This window comes from Chloroflexota bacterium (assembly GCA_026710945.1).
Taxonomy (GTDB): domain Bacteria; phylum Chloroflexota; class UBA11872; order VXOZ01; family VXOZ01; genus VXOZ01.
Genome location: JAPOQA010000039.1, coordinates 79,140 through 97,117, shown reverse-complemented (window position 1 = coordinate 97,117; position 17,978 = coordinate 79,140). Strand labels below are relative to the sequence as shown.

Annotated in this window: 14 protein-coding genes, 2 tRNA genes and 1 pseudogene; 5 read left to right on the top strand and 12 right to left on the bottom strand. The window is 56.6% G+C overall.

From position 1 onward, the window contains the following. Window positions 1–196 precede the first annotated feature (196 nt). The gene (locus tag OXE05_07935) at window positions 197–1,012 is read right to left on the bottom strand and encodes a sugar phosphate isomerase/epimerase (protein ID MCY4437244.1); all 816 of its coding nucleotides are present in this window, start codon (window positions 1,010–1,012) and stop codon (window positions 197–199) included. A 408-nt stretch (window positions 1,013–1,420) separates the two neighbouring features. On the opposite strand from OXE05_07935, the gene OXE05_07930 reads away from it, so the two are divergent. The 3 genes from OXE05_07930 to OXE05_07920 all read left to right on the top strand — a co-directional run bounded on the left by OXE05_07930 (window position 1,421) and on the right by OXE05_07920 (window position 10,552). After that, window positions 1,421–4,813, top strand: coding sequence for an MMPL family transporter (locus tag OXE05_07930; protein ID MCY4437243.1), 3,393 nt, complete (start codon window positions 1,421–1,423; stop codon window positions 4,811–4,813). Window positions 4,814–5,199: 386 nt separating this feature from the next. Then, window positions 5,200–7,098, top strand: coding sequence for an ATP-binding protein (locus OXE05_07925; GenBank protein ID MCY4437242.1), 1,899 nt, complete (start codon window positions 5,200–5,202; stop codon window positions 7,096–7,098). 1,396 nt (window positions 7,099–8,494) lie between these two features. Then, window positions 8,495–10,552: a phospholipase D family protein gene (locus OXE05_07920; GenBank protein ID MCY4437241.1), complete on the top strand. Its 2,058-nt coding sequence runs from the start codon at window positions 8,495–8,497 to the stop codon at window positions 10,550–10,552. A 271-nt stretch (window positions 10,553–10,823) separates the two neighbouring features. Here OXE05_07920 and OXE05_07915 read toward each other — a convergent pair whose 3' ends face one another. The 8 genes and pseudogenes from OXE05_07915 to OXE05_07880 form a co-directional block, all read right to left on the bottom strand. Further along, window positions 10,824–12,029 (bottom strand): DUF2791 family P-loop domain-containing protein, encoded by a 1,206-nt coding sequence (locus OXE05_07915; protein ID MCY4437240.1) that lies wholly within the window; start codon window positions 12,027–12,029, stop codon window positions 10,824–10,826. Window positions 12,030–12,114: 85 nt separating this feature from the next. Then, window positions 12,115–13,056: a DUF2791 family P-loop domain-containing protein gene (locus tag OXE05_07910; protein MCY4437239.1), complete on the bottom strand. Its 942-nt coding sequence runs from the start codon at window positions 13,054–13,056 to the stop codon at window positions 12,115–12,117. After that, window positions 13,056–13,859, bottom strand: coding sequence for a hypothetical protein (locus OXE05_07905; protein MCY4437238.1), 804 nt, complete (start codon window positions 13,857–13,859; stop codon window positions 13,056–13,058). The genes OXE05_07910 and OXE05_07905 overlap by 1 nt, the downstream gene beginning before the upstream one ends. Before the next feature lie 69 nt (window positions 13,860–13,928). Then, window positions 13,929–14,005: transfer RNA gene (locus OXE05_07900), tRNA-Val, on the bottom strand. 48 nt (window positions 14,006–14,053) lie between these two features. Then, complete coding sequence (locus tag OXE05_07895) at window positions 14,054–14,197, bottom strand: hypothetical protein (GenBank protein MCY4437237.1); 144 nt, start codon at window positions 14,195–14,197, stop codon at window positions 14,054–14,056. 48 nt (window positions 14,198–14,245) lie between these two features. Further along, window positions 14,246–14,563: a transcriptional regulator gene (locus OXE05_07890; GenBank protein MCY4437236.1), complete on the bottom strand. Its 318-nt coding sequence runs from the start codon at window positions 14,561–14,563 to the stop codon at window positions 14,246–14,248. 3 nt (window positions 14,564–14,566) lie between these two features. Further along, a pseudogene (locus tag OXE05_07885) lies at window positions 14,567–14,674 on the bottom strand (type II toxin-antitoxin system RelE/ParE family toxin). Between the two features lie 104 nt (window positions 14,675–14,778). Further along, window positions 14,779–15,021 carry a hypothetical protein gene (locus OXE05_07880; protein ID MCY4437235.1) on the bottom strand — a complete coding sequence of 81 codons (243 nt, stop codon included), beginning with the start codon at window positions 15,019–15,021 and terminating at the stop codon, window positions 14,779–14,781. Window positions 15,022–15,405: 384 nt separating this feature from the next. Here OXE05_07880 and OXE05_07875 point away from each other — a divergent pair, with 384 nt between their 5' ends. Together OXE05_07875 and OXE05_07870 are read left to right on the top strand one after the other, a co-directional pair. Next, window positions 15,406–15,717 carry a cytochrome P450 gene (locus tag OXE05_07875; GenBank protein MCY4437234.1) on the top strand — a complete coding sequence of 104 codons (312 nt, stop codon included), beginning with the start codon at window positions 15,406–15,408 and terminating at the stop codon, window positions 15,715–15,717. 3 nt (window positions 15,718–15,720) lie between these two features. Further along, complete coding sequence (locus OXE05_07870; protein ID MCY4437233.1) at window positions 15,721–15,921, top strand: hypothetical protein; 201 nt, start codon at window positions 15,721–15,723, stop codon at window positions 15,919–15,921. A gap of 35 nt (window positions 15,922–15,956) precedes the next feature. Here the strand turns inward: OXE05_07870 and OXE05_07865 are convergent, their stop codons facing one another. The 3 genes from OXE05_07865 to OXE05_07855 form a co-directional block, all read right to left on the bottom strand. After that, on the bottom strand, window positions 15,957–16,694 hold the full coding sequence (locus tag OXE05_07865; GenBank protein MCY4437232.1) for a phytanoyl-CoA dioxygenase family protein: 738 nt from the start codon (window positions 16,692–16,694) through the stop codon (window positions 15,957–15,959). Window positions 16,695–17,108: 414 nt separating this feature from the next. Next, a tRNA-Val gene (locus tag OXE05_07860) sits at window positions 17,109–17,185 on the bottom strand. Window positions 17,186–17,275: 90 nt separating this feature from the next. Then, window positions 17,276–17,965, bottom strand: coding sequence for a heme-binding protein (locus OXE05_07855; protein ID MCY4437231.1), 690 nt, complete (start codon window positions 17,963–17,965; stop codon window positions 17,276–17,278). Window positions 17,966–17,978: the final 13 nt, after the last annotated feature.

Below are 17,978 nucleotides of genomic sequence, written 5' to 3'. Positions count from 1 at the left end.
GCGAACCCCCACCACAGCCCACATCCCTCTCCAAGTCCTTTTCCGGCCCCCCCCGCTTTTAAAAAAGTCCCCCCCCCCCCCCCCCGCTCAAGCGCTGCCGCAGAGTCTGGAAACTCACACAGCACTTTGCACATACTCTTAATATGCTCATCTTCAAGCAACTCGGAGTAATCTTTCTCCACAAGCAACCAGATTCCTACTCTAAGCCGAAGATCGTATCCAAAGATTCAGCCATTATACGCGCGCCCAACTCCGGATTGTGGCGCATGGGCCCGATCTCAACGGTTACATAGTCGTCATACCCAATCTCGTTCCACGCCTGTCGCACGGCGGGCCAATTCACATCGCCTTCCAACAAGGTAGTAAAGTGGCCGCCGGGCCGTTGAGCAACGAAGTCCTTGACATGGCACTTCTTGATGCGCTTACCCAGAATCCGAATCCATTGCTCCGGGTAGCCGTAGGCAAGGATATTGCCCACGTCAAAGTAGGCGCCGACGTGGGGATCATTGATTTCGTCAACGAACCGAGCAAATTCAAGCGGGCTCAGCAAGAACTTATTCCAGACGTTCTCTACGCCAATCGACACGCCCAGGCTTCTCGCTTTGGGAACAAGACCCGCTAGCGCGTCGCGCGCGCGGTTGTACGCATCGTCGTAGGCGGTGCTTTCATCGACCACACCCGGCACAATGAGCAGAGTGTTCGCGCCAATCTCATGCGCCACTTCCAACATGCGCTCGTTGATGCGCGCCGCGTTGGCGCGTACGTCCGGGTCGGCAGACGTCATGAGCACCTGCCAATTTAAGCTGGTATACAAGCTGGGAAGTTCTATACCGATTGACTCGGCATGTTTCCTGATGGTGCCCAACTCGTCGTTCGTGAGGTTGACATGCAAGTATCCTTCATTGCCAAATGTCAACTCCACACCATCGAAGCCCGCTGCTTTAGCCGTATCGAGAATCTGCGCAGGTTGCCAGTTTTGCGGCAACGCTCCCCGGTTCAAACCCTTCTTCATAGTGTTTCACAACTCCTTCGAAATCTGAGCAATGACGGCTGCCTCTTGTATTTGCCTATCGCTGACCCCAACGTACCCCAACATGAAACCCGTTTCACGGCCAGAAGTCAACGGAGTTGGCCGAAAGCAACGTTCAGTGTGGGGCGGGGGAATTGCGCGGCGACTCGCTGCATTGAGATTCATCGAATTGCAAAATCGCGCGTGCTTCCGCTCAGTCTTCACAGCATGGTATGTGCCTTGCACTCACTAGCGCGTACCGCTGTTCAGTTGCAATACAAGCAGTTGTGAAGGTGGGATTCGGGTTGTAGAATGATTCTTAAGGGCACCGCAAAGCAAACTGGGTTGACTCCTGTCAGGAATACGTGAAATCGCGATCCGTTCCGCACCTGCTCCCCCTAGAGTTGGCTGATGTTCCGTAAGTTTGGGCGCCTTATCGTGCCCCTTCGCATCCCGTTGCTTGTTTTTTGGATCGCTCTGGCGCTTCTCCTCGGCTTTACGGCGCCATCCATCAGTGACGTCGGATCTTCCGATCAGACGAGCTTTCTCCCCGATTCTGCCAGGTCCATCGCTGCCCGCACATTGGAAGCTGAGGAATTCGCTGCGAGCGGCAGTGCCAGTATCGGTCTGTTGGTTCTCACTCGAGAGGGCGGACTCACCGCGGCGGACCGTGGGTTCGCCGAATCCATCCACAATTGGCTGCTCTCCCCTCAGGGCCCTGCCATCGTGCAGGATGTGGTCTCGATTTACAGCCGTCCCGAGCAGGAAAGCACGCTTGTCAGCGCCGATGGTGCTGCCATGCTGCTCCAGGTCAACTTCACCGTAGAAGCCTTTCAGCCGGTGGTGGACGAGGCGACATACGCTATCCGTGAGCGGGTGCAGCAAGGCAGGCCCGACGGCCTGGCCGTGCATTTCACTGGAGAGGCCGGGCTGGGCACAGACCTGGTCGATAGCATCGTCGAGAGCACGGACCGCACCACCATCGTTACAATTTTTCTCGTAATCGGCTTGCTGTTCTTCATCTATCGTGCGCCGCTGGCAATCCTCATTCCCCTTATTACGATTTCGCTAGCATTTCTTGTCTCCCGGGGCATCCTGGGGTACCTGGCTCAGTTTGGCTGGCAAGTTTCATCTTTGCTCGATTCCTATATGGTGGTGCTCGTCTTCGGCGCCGGCACGGACTATTCGCTTTTCTTCATTTCACGATTCCGGGAAGAACTCGCCAAGCATTCGGCCTATGAAGCAGCGGTGCGCTCTGTGCAGCGCATCGGCACAGTGATAGCGGCGAGCGCCATAACGACAATGGTCGGACTATCGGCGCTAGGCATGGCACGATTTGGCCTGGTCCAGACGATGGGGCCCGGTTTGGCGCTTTCTGTAGGCATCACTCTGCTTGCCGGACTAACGCTAACACCGGCCCTGCTTTCCATCTTTGGCCGCTATCTCTTCTGGCCGCGCAAGACAAGCGTCGAGAATACGCAGCCGTCCACCTTCTGGGTACGTGTGAGCAATCTGGTTGCCAGACGGCCGTTAGTCTCTGTGATTCTCATCACCGTGCTACTGGCAATTCCTTACCTCGGGCTACTCCAGTATCGAGAGAGTATCGCTTTAGTCGCATCTCTGCCTAAGACCACTGATTCACGCCAGGGCTTCGATGCAATTGCCAATCACTTCCCGCGAGGAGAGTTTGCACCTGCAGTGGTGCTGCTCCAGCTGCCGTCGAGCGCAGACGTCACATCTACTCCCTTCTTACGCGCCGTTGCTACGTTGCAAGATGAACTTCTGGCGATTGATGGGGTCGATCAGACGCGCAGTTACATCGATCCTGTTGGTGATGGGTCTGCATCTGCAGCATTCACGGTAACGGGACAGCTCGACCAGATTGCGGCATCATTGCGGGAACCTCAAGCAGACGCAAGTGGTGATCCAGCACGCCGGCTCAATGAAGCATCGGCTCTAGTCGACGATCTACAACGGTATGTGGACGAGTTGGCAGTCGCCTTCCCCGACGTGGCGCAAGCCGCGCAGTTCTCCCAAACCCGAGAAGCGCTCGCTCGTCTGTCCACAACCACTACCGCGCTCCGCGCCCAGGCACACCCGGCCACGCAGCTACGGCAATTGGCAGCACAGTTGCGCCAACCTCCGCCATCGCAGAGACCGGACGACCCGTCCGCAGCGTTTGCTCCTGTGACCCGCTATTTAGCGGAACTGTCTCAGGCGTTTCCGGATGTGTCCGCGCAGCCCGCTTACGGGGAAGCAACCGAGCTTCTCGTAGGAATTCAACAGCTAGCGCAGGATGCGCCGGCGCCAGCCAATCTCTCTGCTCAACAGCGAGCGGCGCTGCAGTCTCAATTGCAAGATTCTGCCGGTGGCGTGGCTGCCCAACTCGATCTACTCGCCGGATTCTTCGCCGAAAAGCCGGAGGCGGTGTTTTTCCCAAGCGACGCAGCGCAGGATTTGGGGGAGAACCCCACTGTAGGAGTGACAACCGGCCTAGCGGAGGCTCTTTCAGCATTGCGCAATGTCTTCGCGGCGAATCCTTACCCTTACTTCATTCCAGCGTCGCTCCCCGATGTGGAGCAGGCTGCCAACGCTGTCATGCCGCTATTCATCTCAGAGGATTCAAAGACAGTCAGACTCTTCGTCATTCTCAATGAAGACCCGCAAAGCGCAGATGCCATCTCTACGCTGGACATAGTTCGGCAGACAGTTGAGCAGAACAATGACGGCCCACTGGCTTCGGCCCAGGTTTTCTTAAGCGGCGCCACTGCCGAGGTCGCTGACGTCCAGCGAGTGATCCATCAAGACCTGCAAGCGGTGGGGGTGGTGACCGTGGTAGGCATCTTTGCCGTACTCGCCATTCTCCTGCGCAGCCTCGTTGCCCCCCTCTATTTGGTGGGAACCGTAGTCTTTTCCTACGGCAGCAGTCTAGGACTTTCCACGCTCTTCTTCCAAGGGTTGCTCGGCCACGAGGGTGTGTACTACCTGTTGCCATTGACGGTAATGGTCATGCTCATCGCGCTCGGGGCGGACTATAACGTCTTCTTGGTTCACCGCATTCGGGAAGAAAGTGCGACATTGCCCCTGCGTGAGGGCGTACGCGTGGCCTCAGCGCGCACCGGGGCAATAATCACGGCCGCTGGAGTCATCCTCGCCGGTACCTTTGCCGCGCTCACGGCGTCCCCGCTGCAGATGCTCTTTCAGATGGGTGCGGCTGTTGCGCTGGGCATCCTCATCGATGCGTTGGTCGTACGCTCGCTGCTCGTGCCGGGAATTGTTACGCTTATAGGCAGCGCGAACTGGTGGCCGGCATCCATTCGCGCAAACTGGTGGCCGCTCCTTCCCGCCGGTTCAAAGATCCCGCTCGGAAGTGAGCAAGGCCTTGCGCGAGTTGTCGTTTACACCGCCGTAGCCGTGATCATCGCCGTGACGTTTGCCACCCGCGGCCTCTGGTATCCCGATTCGACAGTCGCAACTGCGCAAGCAGCCACCCACACAGACGATCTGCAATCCACGGTACCGACGGCGACACCCCAATTGCTCGTAGTGCCGCCGACACCAATGGCCGAAACCACCCCAACACCAGCACCCACACCTAGCCCCCAATTGACTACAACGCCAACGTCTACGCCACTTCCACCACCAGCGCTGAGAGAGTACGTTGTACAGCCTGGCGATACGCTCACCGCTATTGCCCTGGAGTTTGGCGTCACAGTGAGCACGCTTGCAGAACTCAACGGGATTGAGAATCCCAACGCGATTTCCGCCGGTCAGCGCCTGCTAATCCCGCCTACAGAACCGTAGCGCCATTCAGTGCCGCAAGTTGATTACAGTTCAGAGTTAGAGTCGCCTGCATTGGGCACCGTACGTTTGCGAAACACGTCTCTTGCCTCCAGGTGCCGTGTGTATCTCCGCACCTGCATTGAAACATGCCTCCAGAATTCTCTCAGCTCTAAACTCTTCCACGGGGCGCGACTCTTGGGCTTGCCTCGGAGATTCCCACGAGACCTACGCACGGTTCAGCTCACGGCGCGGGTTGACTCATTGTGTCCTGCATCTAAGCGGGCTTGTCTCGGTCCTGTCAGTCCCAAGACAATATGTCTGTGATATTCTACCTGCTGAGGCAACCTCTCTAAACGGAATTCAATGTCGAATTCAGGGGGGTTGGCCTATTAGAAGACAGTGCGGGCATGGGATTCTTCGTCGACAGATGGCGGCGGATCGGAACACGATTATACATAGCCTTGGGCTTCGCGGTAATCCTCACCCTCGTATCCGGCGCGGTAGGAGTCTTCTACTTTGAACAGAGCGGTGACCTAAACTTCCAGGTGCGGTCAGAATCCGTGCCGGCGTTAGAGGCGTCTTGGACTGTGGCTCAGGAGTCCGAGCGCTTGCGCAATGTGGGGCTGGGTCTGGCAGCAGGGCCCGATTCTGGGCTTCAGGGCTTGGCAAGGGGCACCGTGGCCGCCTCTCTGGCGCGAATTGACTCGGCATTGGATGTAGTAAACGGCGTACCGGACCTATCGCCGGATGCCCAAGCCGTAAGCGATGCGGCCTACGAATTGGCGGATGCAATTGATAATCTCGGCCGCAGCCGTGAGGCATTGATTAGTACAAATCAGGTTGCCGCCGACTATCGATTGATTCTGGCGACGGCCCGGTCGAATGTCGGCGAGTCGGAGGCAGCGTTGTCGGTATTGCGACAGGTGCTGGTAGCAGAGGGCGCAACCGAGTTGCAGCGGCTGTGGGATGAGTTTGCAAGGCTGCATGCGCTAGGCATTGACCCTTCGGTGGCGTCTCTGGGTGAAGGCGAAGGGGTATTCTACGTCCGCAGCCTTCAGTTGGCCTTGACCGCAAACATTAAAGACTTAACGGCTTCCTTCGACGCGTCAAGTGTGGCATTGGAAAATGCCGTCGCAAGTCTGCTGGCGGCATCCCGCGCCCACTCTGCAGAATCGCTCGGACAAGCGGTGAGTAGCTTCGATGAGGGACGGACATTATTGACGGGAATCAGCGTGATAAGCGTGATAGCGGCTACGCTTGCTGCCTGGTTATGGGTGGGCAACGGCATGGTGCGGCGACTCTCACGTATGTCGGAGCGCATGCGGCACATGGCCGACGGAGACTTGGAAACGCCCGTACCGGAAGTGGGGCGGGATGAGATCGGGGAGCTTGCCAACGCTTTGGAAGTCTTCCGAGAGCAAGCACTGGAAGTGCAGCGTCTCAATCTGGTTGAAAAGCTCTACGAAGAGTTGCGCCAGACCAATGCGGAATTGAAACGTACCCAAGCCCGATTGATTGCTCAGGAAAAACTGGCCGCACTCGGAGAATTAGTATCGGGTGTTGCCCATGAAATCAGGAACCCGCTAAACTTTGTCAATAATTTTTCCGAAGGGACACTGGAGCTATACAACGAACTTACCGAAATGTTGGACACGTATCGCGACAGAATGTCGGCAGACGATACGGCGTTGCTGGATGACATTGGCGAGGAAATGACCGCTAGTCTGAACCGTGTCCTATCTAACGGAGGGCGCGCCTTGGCAATCGTGGAGCGTATGCGGGGACTGGGAGTGGTAGGTGGAGAACCGGTCGTCACAGAGTTGAACGGCCTGGTGCGGGACGCGGTGCAGTCCGGCGTGAACAGCTTTATCGCTGAAGCTCAGGGCTTTTCCGTGCGGACTGAATTTGACCTGGATCCGGCGGTGGGTGAATTGTCGCTCGTAGAAACGGATTTTGGCGAAGCAATGCTTAACATCGTCAGAAACGCCTGCTATGCGATGCAACTAAGGCAAGAAGCCTCTGAGGATGACTATGAGCCGAACCTGGCCGTTTCTACCCAGGTGGTTGGCGACGCAGCCGAAATCCGGGTACGTGATAACGGCACGGGCATTGCTGAAGACGTGCTCGGTCAGATTTTCAATCCATTCTTTTCAACGCGGGAAGGTGTTTCGGGGGCCGGATTGGGCCTTCCTATCGCCGCAGACGTGGCCAGGCGACTGGGAGGCGATCTTGCGGTGGACTCGGTGCACGGAGAGTACACAGTGTTCACCATGACCTTGCCCCTAAGCGTGCCTGCTCCGGTTTAAGAGCGGGGCATTGGTCTAGCTAAACACGATTGCCAGTCGCGAACCAATCAATGCCGGTAATCGCGATCCCTGCAATCCTATTGGCGCCTGCGCAGAATCAAGTATCCGAAGACTGATACTGCAAAGATGCTTGCAAGACCCTGAATAACCATCAGCGTTATCCTCCTCCGTGGCGTTGACGCAATGCCACCCAAGGTATTGCGGATACGAGGAACAGTGTTGCTTATGACTGGTGCGGCCAGCCGCTGCAAGTCGCGTTGCACAGGCTGCACCACTGGCTCGGCTGTTGGGAGAGCGGCAGTTGCTGTCGCAGAAACGGCGGCGGGCTCCGGCGTAGGCGTGGCGGCAACATTGTTACCAACCGTTCCGGCAGTCTCAGCAGTGGGCTCAGCAATCAATGCAACCGTGGGAACTGCAATCAATGCTGGTGTGGGTGTCGGAGTCGGTGTAGGCGTCGGGGTTGGCGTTGGCGTCGGAGTGGGAGGGATAGGTGTTGGGATTGGTGTAGGCGTTGGTACTGGCGAAGGCGTTGGAGAGGGCGTAGGGACTGGTGTCGGACTGGGTGTAGGCCGCGGAGTCGGTGGTGGTTCCGGTGTTGCCGTTGGAGCGGGCCTCCGCGTAGGAACAGGACTAGGAGTAGGTGAAGCGCTTGGTGTCGGCATCGGAGTAGGTGTCGGTTCAGGAGTGGGAGTAGGCGGTGGTGGCGGGGGCGGCGGCTCCACGTTATCATCATCGAAGAGTCCGCACCATGATCTGGGATCGGAACCGCAACTAAATTGACACTCAGATCCCCCATCACTGACGGCACACCCCCTCAACGGTCCCAGCGGATTGGCAGGGACTATTGGCAGACCTCTACTTCGCAGCCGGTTGTAGCACTATTGCTGCTTCCTCCTTCTTCAGTGTAATAGTACTTACACTCTAAGGACACTGGGGCGCCTACACGGACTGCATAGCTCATTGCGGCTGTGGAAAACGCAATTACAATGATCAGGCCGCAAATGGCTAGCTTCCTGCTTTCCACTCCCCAGACGCCCATGTGATTCATTCGTGACAAAAGTGTATGCGGTGTCGCGCCAGCAAAGAGACTGAGGCGCCGGAGGACGTTCATCACTCTAATAGCTCACACTTTGACTTGAATGGGAGCCGACACTCTAGCTGTCAAAGACATGATACACTTCAATGCGGTTCGCTCGGTCCCCCATCCCTTTTTTGGAGTATATCTACCCGACTCACATGTTCCGCCGGCACGGAATTCGTACGCAATTATTGTATCGGCAATGCCGCCTCCCGGCCTATCGAAACTTTGACCCCACCTCTCACCTGCACCGTTGCCCAGCGTCATCTTGCATTATACTATCGGCACGGGAGGCTTTTCCCTTAGGCGGAGGCTGGTATGGCGTCTCGCGAACCCGAACAGTTAGCAAACCGCGGCTTTGAATTTAACGACGGCAGTGGGCTGCGGGTGGCGCACGTTCGCTTTGAGTCGGAGGCAAAGTTCGACTGGTCGCTGTTCGACGGCTACGACCGCATCCGTATTCTCACCTACTCAGCAGGTGTGAGCGCGATCATTCGGCTGCTGGAGAAGCATAGCTTCAGCGAATTCGAGTGCGTATTCGGCTGCGAGAGCACGCTGCGCACGCTCAAGGACATCATGGCGTTCCAGCAGGTCGCCATCGGTGACACGCGGGCCGCCATCAAGAACCTTTCCGATGAACGCCATGCGTTCATCCTGAGCCGCGTCAGGGAAGGCCAAGCCCGCTTTCGCGTGCTGCGCAAGCAGATCGCCCACGCCAAACTCTACCTGCTGGAGAAAACCGAGACCGGCAGCACCCGCACCCTTGTCGGATCCGCGAACCTATCGGAGACGGCCTTTGGTGGTCGGCAATCCGAGACTCTGGTCTGCTTCGACGATGATCGCGCCGCGTGGGCTCACTACCTCGGCATGTATGAAGCCATTCGGGACCGGGCATCCGACGAGCTGCCGCTGCCACCAGAGCGCATCGAAAGTACTGAAATCGCGCTGCAGGAAGTGCCCGTCCTCGATCCTGAAGACCTCTCCACTCTGGTAATTGACACGCCGGAGAGCGAGCAGGGCGCAGCCGAAGGGGCCCACATTGCCGTTCCCGCGCAAATAGAGCGCATTGAAAAGATGAAAGCAGCGATTCCACCGGTGGTGGCCAACCTCATCCCTTCGCCCCGCAGTGGCAAGCAGCAGATCACACCCGACATCCGGCGCAAGATCGTCAGAGAGTCCAGCCGCATCCGCGTCGTGCAGTCCGAGGAAGAGACCGACCACCGCGAGCTATCCATCGACAGGGACACAAAGAGCGTCTTGCTCCTCGGCGAACCATATTCGCTGGAAGCCGACCTCGCCGCCGCAAAGTCAGATGCGAGACTGCTGGTGGAATTCTTCAGCAACTACGAAGGCACGTTCGAAGGCGGCATGGGGGTGGAACGGCTGCAGCGGGACTATTTCATCCTCTGGTCGTGGCTCTACTTCGCGCCCTTCATGTGCGACATGCGCACACTGGCCGGCCACCAGGGGGACATCTTCCGGTTCCCGTCGTTCGCCATAGTCTACGGCAAGCCGTCGTGCGGCAAGTCCAGCCTGATCGAGACGCTCATGTCATCCATGTTCGGCAAGTCGTACAGCATCGATAAGCGGGACTTTACCCGGGCTCGACTAAGAGACATCCAGCACGCCTACAAGCGGTTTCCGGCCGTATTTGACGACATCGGCAGGCCCGCTATACGCAATCACGGCGAAGATGTCATCAAGGACGAGAATCCGCCGCAGGTCACGGAATATCCCTGTTTCGTGCTCTCGATGAACCAGGAGTTGAAGGCCTTTACCGACCAGATCGTCAAACGCAGCCTGATGATCTACACCACCACCGCGCTGCCCTCATACAAGGAAGAGTTGCGCCACGAGCTGCACCTGAAGATCCAGGAAGTGCGCCGCAGCCTCTCCACGCACCTCTACCGCAAGTATCTGCGGCGTACGCTCGCTCGCTTTGACGAGACCCCCCAACCCGAGGACTGGCTCGCGTTCTCATCTACCATCCTCGCGGAATTGATCGGCGACCTGCTGGACGACAGTCCGCCTGCATGGTGCAAGCCTGTCACGTGGGACGAATACGCGGACAAACGCCACGAGCGGGTCAAGTCACAGCTCGAGCACCTGCTGCGGCGCGCCACCCGCATGAACAAAGAGGGCGACCACCCCACCGGCTGGATTCTGGAAGCCGACAAAGTCATCGTCATCGAACAGAAAGACACCTTCGGACGGCGCGAATTCGACTGGGAGAACGTCCCCTCCACCCTCATCGACGACAACGCCAGCGTCGGCGGCCGGACTGTGCTGAATCGCAGAGAACTGGAGGAGTTCTTGGGAGCGAAACTCACCGGGCGGGGGAATGGACTCTTAGACAAGCTTTTCGGCAGGAGGTGATTGAGGATGTGCGGATGCTCTTGCTTCTCAGCAACGGGACAGGGATAGCACTGAATTTGCTCTGAGTAGAGTCAATTTCACCTTGCTCGAACCTGTGTTGGCCCGTAGCTGTAAGGGGTGCGTGTGTGACTGTCGCTGCACAGCATACGGGGTCAGAGAAGTCAAGACTCTGTCATGGTCATGACAGTGACCACACGGTCATGGGTGGTTATAAGCCATGCTTTGGCCAAGCGGACAGCGTATTTCTAAAGGAGAACCGTTCATTGATCTCCTATTCATCCTCGCCCTCGCCGTCCTTAACCTCTTTCTCCAAATCTGGTTGTTCTTCATAGCTAATTGAAATCTCCGTACCCTCCGTTTCAGGGCGGGAATCTGGGTACAAGCGCAGCAAGTCCCATTCATTTATCGCTGCTCGCACTTTGTACCGCATTCTACCTTGATATCCCGCTCCGCCTGCCTTTCCCTCTCTTCTTGGCGCATCCCAAACGTAGGCAACGCTATGGATTTGCCGCAGTTTCTCAATTGTTGCGTTCACGTCCTCGTCGGTCGGAGGTTCTAATGGAGTAGCTTCCCGTTCGAGGACTCTCATGCCCGTTTCAGCCCTGGCCGCGGTAACATCATCTCCCCTTGAGCGCAACCGATGGGCTGCGTTATGGCGATCCTGCTTGCCGGAATCTCCTAAAACGGCTGCCGCGAAGTCGCTTGTCACTGTGCCAACCACCACGAGCCCCGGGCACCCCTCATCTTCAACCTTTCCCAACCAACGGGCAATTTCTGCGTAGGACTTGGCTCGCTGCGGCAGAGTGTAGGAGCCGATTAATTCGACCTCATCCAACAATACGACCCAACCGTTATATCCTGCCCCCTTTATCAGTTCCGTTGCGAATCGCAACCGTTGCGGGGGTAACTCCTTTACTTTCGGCGCTCTGAAGGGATAGTTCGGCAGTTGACCGATTTGCCTAAGTCCATCCTTGACGGTGGCAACCTTGATTCTCTCTCCTGACCAAAACGCACGGATTTCGCTAACAAGATCAAAGTCACTTGCCCGTTCATGCACCATCAGGGTTGCCGGAAAGATACGGTGTAGCCCGTTCTGCTCAGAATCGGCCCAGAGAAAGAAGCGAGGGTATGCATCTGATTTTTCAAGTATAAGCCCGAGTTCTTCCATTAGCTGCCCAGTTCGGTTCGGCATCCGTGCAAAGTCTACTGCGGACTTAAAAACCTTCGCTAAGTCGTAGAGGGGTGTCTCTTTACTAATCGTCACTCTGCTGCAGACGAAACCCTGTGACAATGCTTGATGTTCCAAGTAAGAAAGGAGGTGTGATTTTCCGGTGCCGAAGTCTCCCGAAACCAGCATCCCTAACGCATGGGAAGGCGGGCCATCCGAATCGATCGACTTGGACAGCAACTCTTCGAACTGTCTCTCCGCCTGTGGCTGATTGCACCCCAAGAGCTTTACGGCTTCCTCGTTAGGCACACCGTTTCGCAGCCCTTCCAACGCCCGCTTGCAAGCAAAGGCGTCTTTCACATCTATGGCGCTAATCATGGCTCCAGCCTCTTTCTTAGGACAGCCGAACTAAAGAAGCGATCGGGTTGACCAACTCCTTGTCGCGAACGTCATCCATGACTCTTGTCATAAGGGCTTGATACATGCCAAATCCTCTAGAACGGTCATCGTAATCAAGGAATGCGCTGTCCGTCACGACTATGAGCAATGCGCCAATCAATTTGTCTGTTTCATCGATGTACTCCCGGAGAAGCTCATAGTGGTCCATTGCCATGGGTTTTGTATAGTATTTCAATCCATCCCTTGGATTTCGAGAAACCGTTACACGGGAACTATCGAGCACTATCACTGTCCCCCCGTGCCCCACGTACCAGAACCAGAAGAGCGCCGATTGAATAAAGTGGCGTGCCGTAGTCCGATTGATGGGAGTATGGATTGCAAATGGCTTAACACTGCTTACCTTTGTGTTATCTCCTGTTAACCAATCAATCACTGGCTGATCAGTGTTCGCAGCGAGGCAAAGGTGACTCATAGCAACTCTAAAATCTTTAGCCATCTGATACTCTTTGAACACGCTATCTTGTATCCTAGGCCTTAACTCATGAAGCACAAAGGTTGGGTCCAGCCCGTCGTTTACTTCCCCAATCGCAGCGAAGATATTATCAGCCTTGCTTGGATCAATCGCATCAACCCTATATCCACTTTCCTTAGCAAAACGCAAAACGAGGCGCCGAGCCGATAGTCGCCAGTCTACTTGCTTCGCCATCTCGAAGAAGATGTCTTGGGGCATGTAGACTCTCGTCTTCGCTGCGTCTATTTTGACAAAAATACAATCCAATTCCCGGCAGCGGCGCTCCACAGCTTCATACAACGCCGGTTTCAGTCCATCTTCCGTAACAGCAAACTTGATGGACGCGCCACCCTCCTTGATGAACGTCGACAAGTATTCTTCCTCAATGAAACACAGCCACTCACCAAGGCGTATGGTGTTCGCCACTAATCGCCTCCAATAAACTGGATTGCGTAGTATCGAATAACTTGGCCCTCAGGACCGACAAACTGAAAGGTACTCCGCCCGCTCTTCGTGCCTGTAGACGCCGGAAAGGATACGCGCGCACCCTTCTTCGTGCGGAATGGACCCTGAGTCTCTAAAACATAGATTCCCCTGGCAAAGTCTGTCTTATCCATATAGTGAAGGCTGACTCCAGGCAACAGCGTCAATGCCTCATAAATCTTGGCTAATGGCACGGCCGGGCCAGAGCGACTAGGCATCAATTGTTTAGGAGACTGCTCACCCGATACAAGTGCATACGTCTTGTGCAGAGACTCCAGAAAGGCATCCGCTCTAAATCGAGGCGGTTTCTTACTATTTTTCACCAGCATCTCCGCAAGGTGGGAAGGCCTCAACGTCGATATCTTTTTTCTATCAACTCTCACAGCTCGGTCTCCAGGCAAAACCCGTACCACAGACGGCGGTGAGATCAGCCGACCGTCCTGTTCGAAGGTATCCAGTCCCTTTTCTTCAGTAGCCTGGCGAAGCTCGTCAAAATAGCCGTTCTCTAAATACATCACCTCTTCTTCATCCGTGTACGGCCACGTTCGAACCGCATTGGCCACCTCTTGCCGCAACAAAGCCAACACAGAATCAAGGTTCTGGCACGAATTCTTGATTGCGGTAATGTTGCCATCTTTGGCCGCCTTCTGCAACGCCTTGACCTGCTTTGTCAAGTCATTTGCAGACTTTAGAGCTGAATCCGCCGCTTTTTCCGTATCACTAAAGGCCTGCTCAAAGCTATCCATGCGTGTTTCTTTCCTCACTCACTATTCTTAATTCGACGCATGTCTATCATAAGGTGAGACATGCTTTGCTGGTGGGCAAGAGAGGACTTGAACCTCCGACCTCCACGATGTCAACGTGGCGCTCTAACCGGCTGAGCTACTTGTCCTGCTGCTATGGCGGAGTATAGCAGGGGACTAACGCCTGGGCAATTGGGCTACCTGCGCAAGAACTCAGAATCCGGCAGCGCGGGGATGGGGTGTTGCGCCGCAGGCTCGCGCAGATCCACGTAAGTTGTGGTGGCCACATTGCCAAAGTGGTCAATGCGATAGCCCTCGGCAACCAAAGATGGTGTGAGCATGGGTTCCTTTCCGATCCTAACCGCGCGGTTCAGCCGGAGACCTGCCGATTACCGAACGGCGTTCACTTCGAGTTGGACACCTTCATGCTGCTGGATGCGGCTGATGACCTCGAAGAGATTGCGAGCATGGGGGTTGCCGGACGGCCCGAACATGCGCATCAGACTTTTGGGCGGCTTGCCGGTCAGGGAACCAAGCTCCTCGAACCCAACGGTGGCATTGATGTAGTCACGCAGGACGATCTTGCCCGTATCGACGTCCCCGGCAAGCAGGCACTCGACACCTTCCTTTAGCAACCCTTCGCGAAATTCCTGGTCGCGCTCGGCGCGGGTCTGCACGGTCTCCTTGAAGTCACGGGTGAGCGGCATCTTTCACGCCTCCTGCTGCTTGCGGCGCGTGTACTCTCGCCAGAGTTCGCGGGCATTTTCGATGTCCCTCTGCTGGCGCGCTTTCGTTCCACCTCCGAGAAGGATTACCAGAGGCTATCACATAAATCAGCGACAAGCCGACTCGTGCTTCGACAGGCTCAGCATGAACGGATTTTCGCCTTTTCCGTTCGCCCTGAGCCTGTCGAAGGGCAGGTTTACGCAGAGCGACATATTTGTGAGGCAAGTTCTAGGCCGAGGTAGAGCCTGAAGCCTGGGCCGACGTCTATGCGGCACTCCAGCACTCCTCTGCCAACGCCTCTGACGTTGGAGAGATTCCCAGCCTTCATGCGGGCGAGGGCCGTCCGCACCCGGGTAGCCGCCCCGGCGTCGAGACCGTCGAACCAGCGGCCGAATGGACTGCGTCCCCGCTTATCGACGTATTCTCTGATCTCGATCATGCAATATATGGTAACGTATTTGTTACCAATATGCAATACTTAGCGCAGGCGGCGAATGGAAGTTGGCTCCCAACGGAAGCATGTCAACCCCCCGGTATTGCGGCAACCAAGACGGGCTTGGACAGAGCGTCACCGCGGACTATTTCTCTTCTCTTGAAACAGCAAGCGCCGTTCCCATCGGCCATGAACTCCGATGCAAGAACGGCAACCACAGAGGGTGAGGAGGTATGAATACGGTACGCGTGGTGGGCCGTGTAGGACTGAACTGCGAACTTTTCGAAGGGAGGTTTCTATCTGAGATCCTCTAGCCCTACACTGCGACTAGAGATTGGCTACAAGCCACCGATGGATGTTGGCCATTAGCTGCATCCGTGACATGCACCAATCCACGAACCGGGCACCTTTGCTCCCTTCGGCTTGGGAACCCATCGCTGCCTGGGCAGCAATTTCGCCGAGGTCGAGATCGCCCTCACGCTCTTGACGATCGTCCACACCGTGGAACTCGCTTTAGACCCGCCCGGCTACGCACTCGAAATCAAACACACGCCCGCGGCGCAGCCCGCGTGGTCGTTCAAGTTTCGCGTGCTGCGCCAGCGCCAGCGGCCGCACGGTGCTGAACCGGAGGAAACTGGACGAGTTTCTGGACAGGAAGTTCACCAGGCGAGGAGTACGCCTTCGGGCGAGGATCTCCTGTAGAAGATGACGACAGCTAGTACCGCTGTCCATTTGGGACTGAGGCTGCGCCTTGAGCCCATCGAGAGCCCTGCACCGGGCCCGCAACCGGCTGAGCGACGGAATCTCCTGGATAGCGCCGATGCCTTCGCCACTTTCGCCGGGGACATGGACGAGTATCTCAAGGACTACGCCTACGGAATTCTCTTGCGCTTCAAGAGAAAGTGACCTGGGCAGATGGTTGAGGGGCAGATCAAGTGGGCCTATCTCGTTGGGTACCGAGCGTTCGGGCCTTCAAGGATGGCGCGCTGGGAATCGGTCAGGTCTGCATAGTCATTGGGGTCCAGGTAGCTGGCCGACCATGAGAGCGGGTGCGGGCTGTACTTGAAGAAGATGGTGCGGCGCTCGTCAGCGCCGTTCCAGGGAAGGGTGCCGTGGGTAAGGGACTCGGTGAAGATGATGGCGGTGCCGGCGGGTCCGGTTACCCGCTCCACGAAAGGGCCCGGCTCGTCCATCTCTTTCCACTCTTCGGGGAACTTGTAGTTGCTCTTGTGAGAGCCTGGCACGCAGCCGAAGCCGCCGTCCATGGGGCCAACATCCTTCAGATTGTAGGCAACCACGGATAGGCCGTTATGCATCATCCCGTTCTGGAAGCGGTAGTAGAACATGGGCTTGAAGGGGGCACCACCGCCGTGGAGGCTTGTCCCGATCGGGCCCTTGCCTGACCTGATGACATCGAGATAAACGTGGTCGAGCCTGAACTGATCGCCAAGCAGTTCGGCCAGGTAGGGTGTGATGGCCGGATTGTCTATTAGGTCGCGGTAGTCCTTGGACCAGTCGAGCAGGGGCTCAAACCTGTGGGTGCGCATATCTGTAGGCCACTCAGCGGCGATGTGCTCGTCGAGCACGCTGTTGAGCTGGGCGATCTTCTCAGGTGACAATGCTCCCGGCACAACAAGGTAGCCTTGAAGGTCGAACATGTAGCGCTCGTGGTCGTTCATGAGTTGTCTCCCTGTTACATGTTTTCTGGAATCAATGGCAAGAGCCTTTATGCCATGTTCCTTCCAGGCCCTGTTTCTAGCCTACGTCGACCGCCTCAATGGTCCACCAAGAGTCGGCAACTCAATACCTACCTTGCCACTCTGGAGGACCAATCGCAATAACCTGGTTTCGATCTCTGTAACCGAGGTCATGCCAAGACAGCAGACATGCACTTGAGTGGCGTCCAAGATTTGCTTTCGAGCGGGCGCCCCTCTAACTTCCCTTACACGGTTCCGTTCTTACCCTCCGTATTGTCACATCCCTGGGAAACTATCTCAAAATGGTCAGCCGCCACTGTCGGCGGAACCACAGGTCAAGTCTGGTCAAATGCAACCGTGGAATAGTTCGAGTCCCTTCAGGTCTTTGCTATGAACTGGTGGGCAAGAGAGGACTTGAACCTCCGACCTCCACGATGTCAACGTGGCGCTCTAACCGGCTGAGCTACTTGCCCTGCTTCTATAGCGGAGTATAGCATGCGCCTACCGCCCGGACAATCGGCAGCGGCGGGGCGGCAGGCTTGTTGTCTGCAACTGTCAATTGCCTAGCGCAACGTTACCAGCACCTCGTTGCGGCGGAACCAGGGAATGGTGAACGGAGGATCATACGTCGCAATTCTCCAATCGCCTTGGTGCTCCAGACCTTGTGCGTGCAGCCAGTATTCCAGTTTTGCCCGCTGGGTCTCGGCGCTCTGGTTCGACAGCCTCCCGTTGAAGCGAATGCTGGCGACCTCGCGCGCTGCAATCTCGCGAATTGTCACGCTACTATTGGTGGGGAGGGGAGCCGTCTCGGCCGTGTAGCCCGCGGGGAGCACAAACGCCATCGTCCAGGCTTCAATCTCTGCTCCGGCCAGCCTCTGTCCGTCCGCGCTTTCACCGGTGGCTCTCGGCTCCACCAAGACCGGCACCGTCATGGCGAGCTTTTCCGATTTTGCCCGACCGGAAGGTTCCACCAATACCGGCGTGGTCATGTCAATGTTCTCGCGGCTGCGATTATTGCCCGATATATACCTGAACAGCGGACTGAAGGAACTATTCGTCGCCCGGTCGAACGACCCGGTAGCAGAAATCTCAGCAACCACGTACGGCTCGTACCTGCGAATCTCGATGTTGCCGTCTTTCAATACGACTTCGTGCGCGGGCTCTTCGTACGCGCTGCCAAACAACGAGCCAAAGACGAAAGACCTGAGGAAGAAGACTCCCGACCCAAGTAAGAGAACGAATACGAGTGCCACTGCCAGTCTCCTG

What these genes read in the sequence shown, in the direction of transcription:
- OXE05_07930 (MCY4437243.1), top strand. Translation starts at nt 1,421, where the DNA reads ATGTTCCGTAAGTTTGGGCGCCTTATCGTGCCCCTTCGCATCCCGTTG.
- OXE05_07925 (MCY4437242.1), top strand. Translation starts at nt 5,200, where the DNA reads ATGGGATTCTTCGTCGACAGATGGCGGCGGATCGGAACACGATTATAC.
- OXE05_07890 (MCY4437236.1), bottom strand. Translation starts at nt 14,563, where the DNA reads ATGCCGCTCACCCGTGACTTCAAGGAGACCGTGCAGACCCGCGCCGAG.
- OXE05_07920 (MCY4437241.1), top strand. Translation starts at nt 8,495, where the DNA reads ATGGCGTCTCGCGAACCCGAACAGTTAGCAAACCGCGGCTTTGAATTT.
- OXE05_07870 (MCY4437233.1), top strand. Translation starts at nt 15,721, where the DNA reads ATGACGACAGCTAGTACCGCTGTCCATTTGGGACTGAGGCTGCGCCTT.
- OXE05_07895 (MCY4437237.1), bottom strand. Translation starts at nt 14,197, where the DNA reads ATGCTCACACCATCTTTGGTTGCCGAGGGCTATCGCATTGACCACTTT.
- OXE05_07865 (MCY4437232.1), bottom strand. Translation starts at nt 16,694, where the DNA reads ATGAACGACCACGAGCGCTACATGTTCGACCTTCAAGGCTACCTTGTT.
- OXE05_07880 (MCY4437235.1), bottom strand. Translation starts at nt 15,021, where the DNA reads ATGATCGAGATCAGAGAATACGTCGATAAGCGGGGACGCAGTCCATTC.
- OXE05_07935 (MCY4437244.1), bottom strand. Translation starts at nt 1,012, where the DNA reads ATGAAGAAGGGTTTGAACCGGGGAGCGTTGCCGCAAAACTGGCAACCT.
- OXE05_07905 (MCY4437238.1), bottom strand. Translation starts at nt 13,859, where the DNA reads ATGGATAGCTTTGAGCAGGCCTTTAGTGATACGGAAAAAGCGGCGGAT.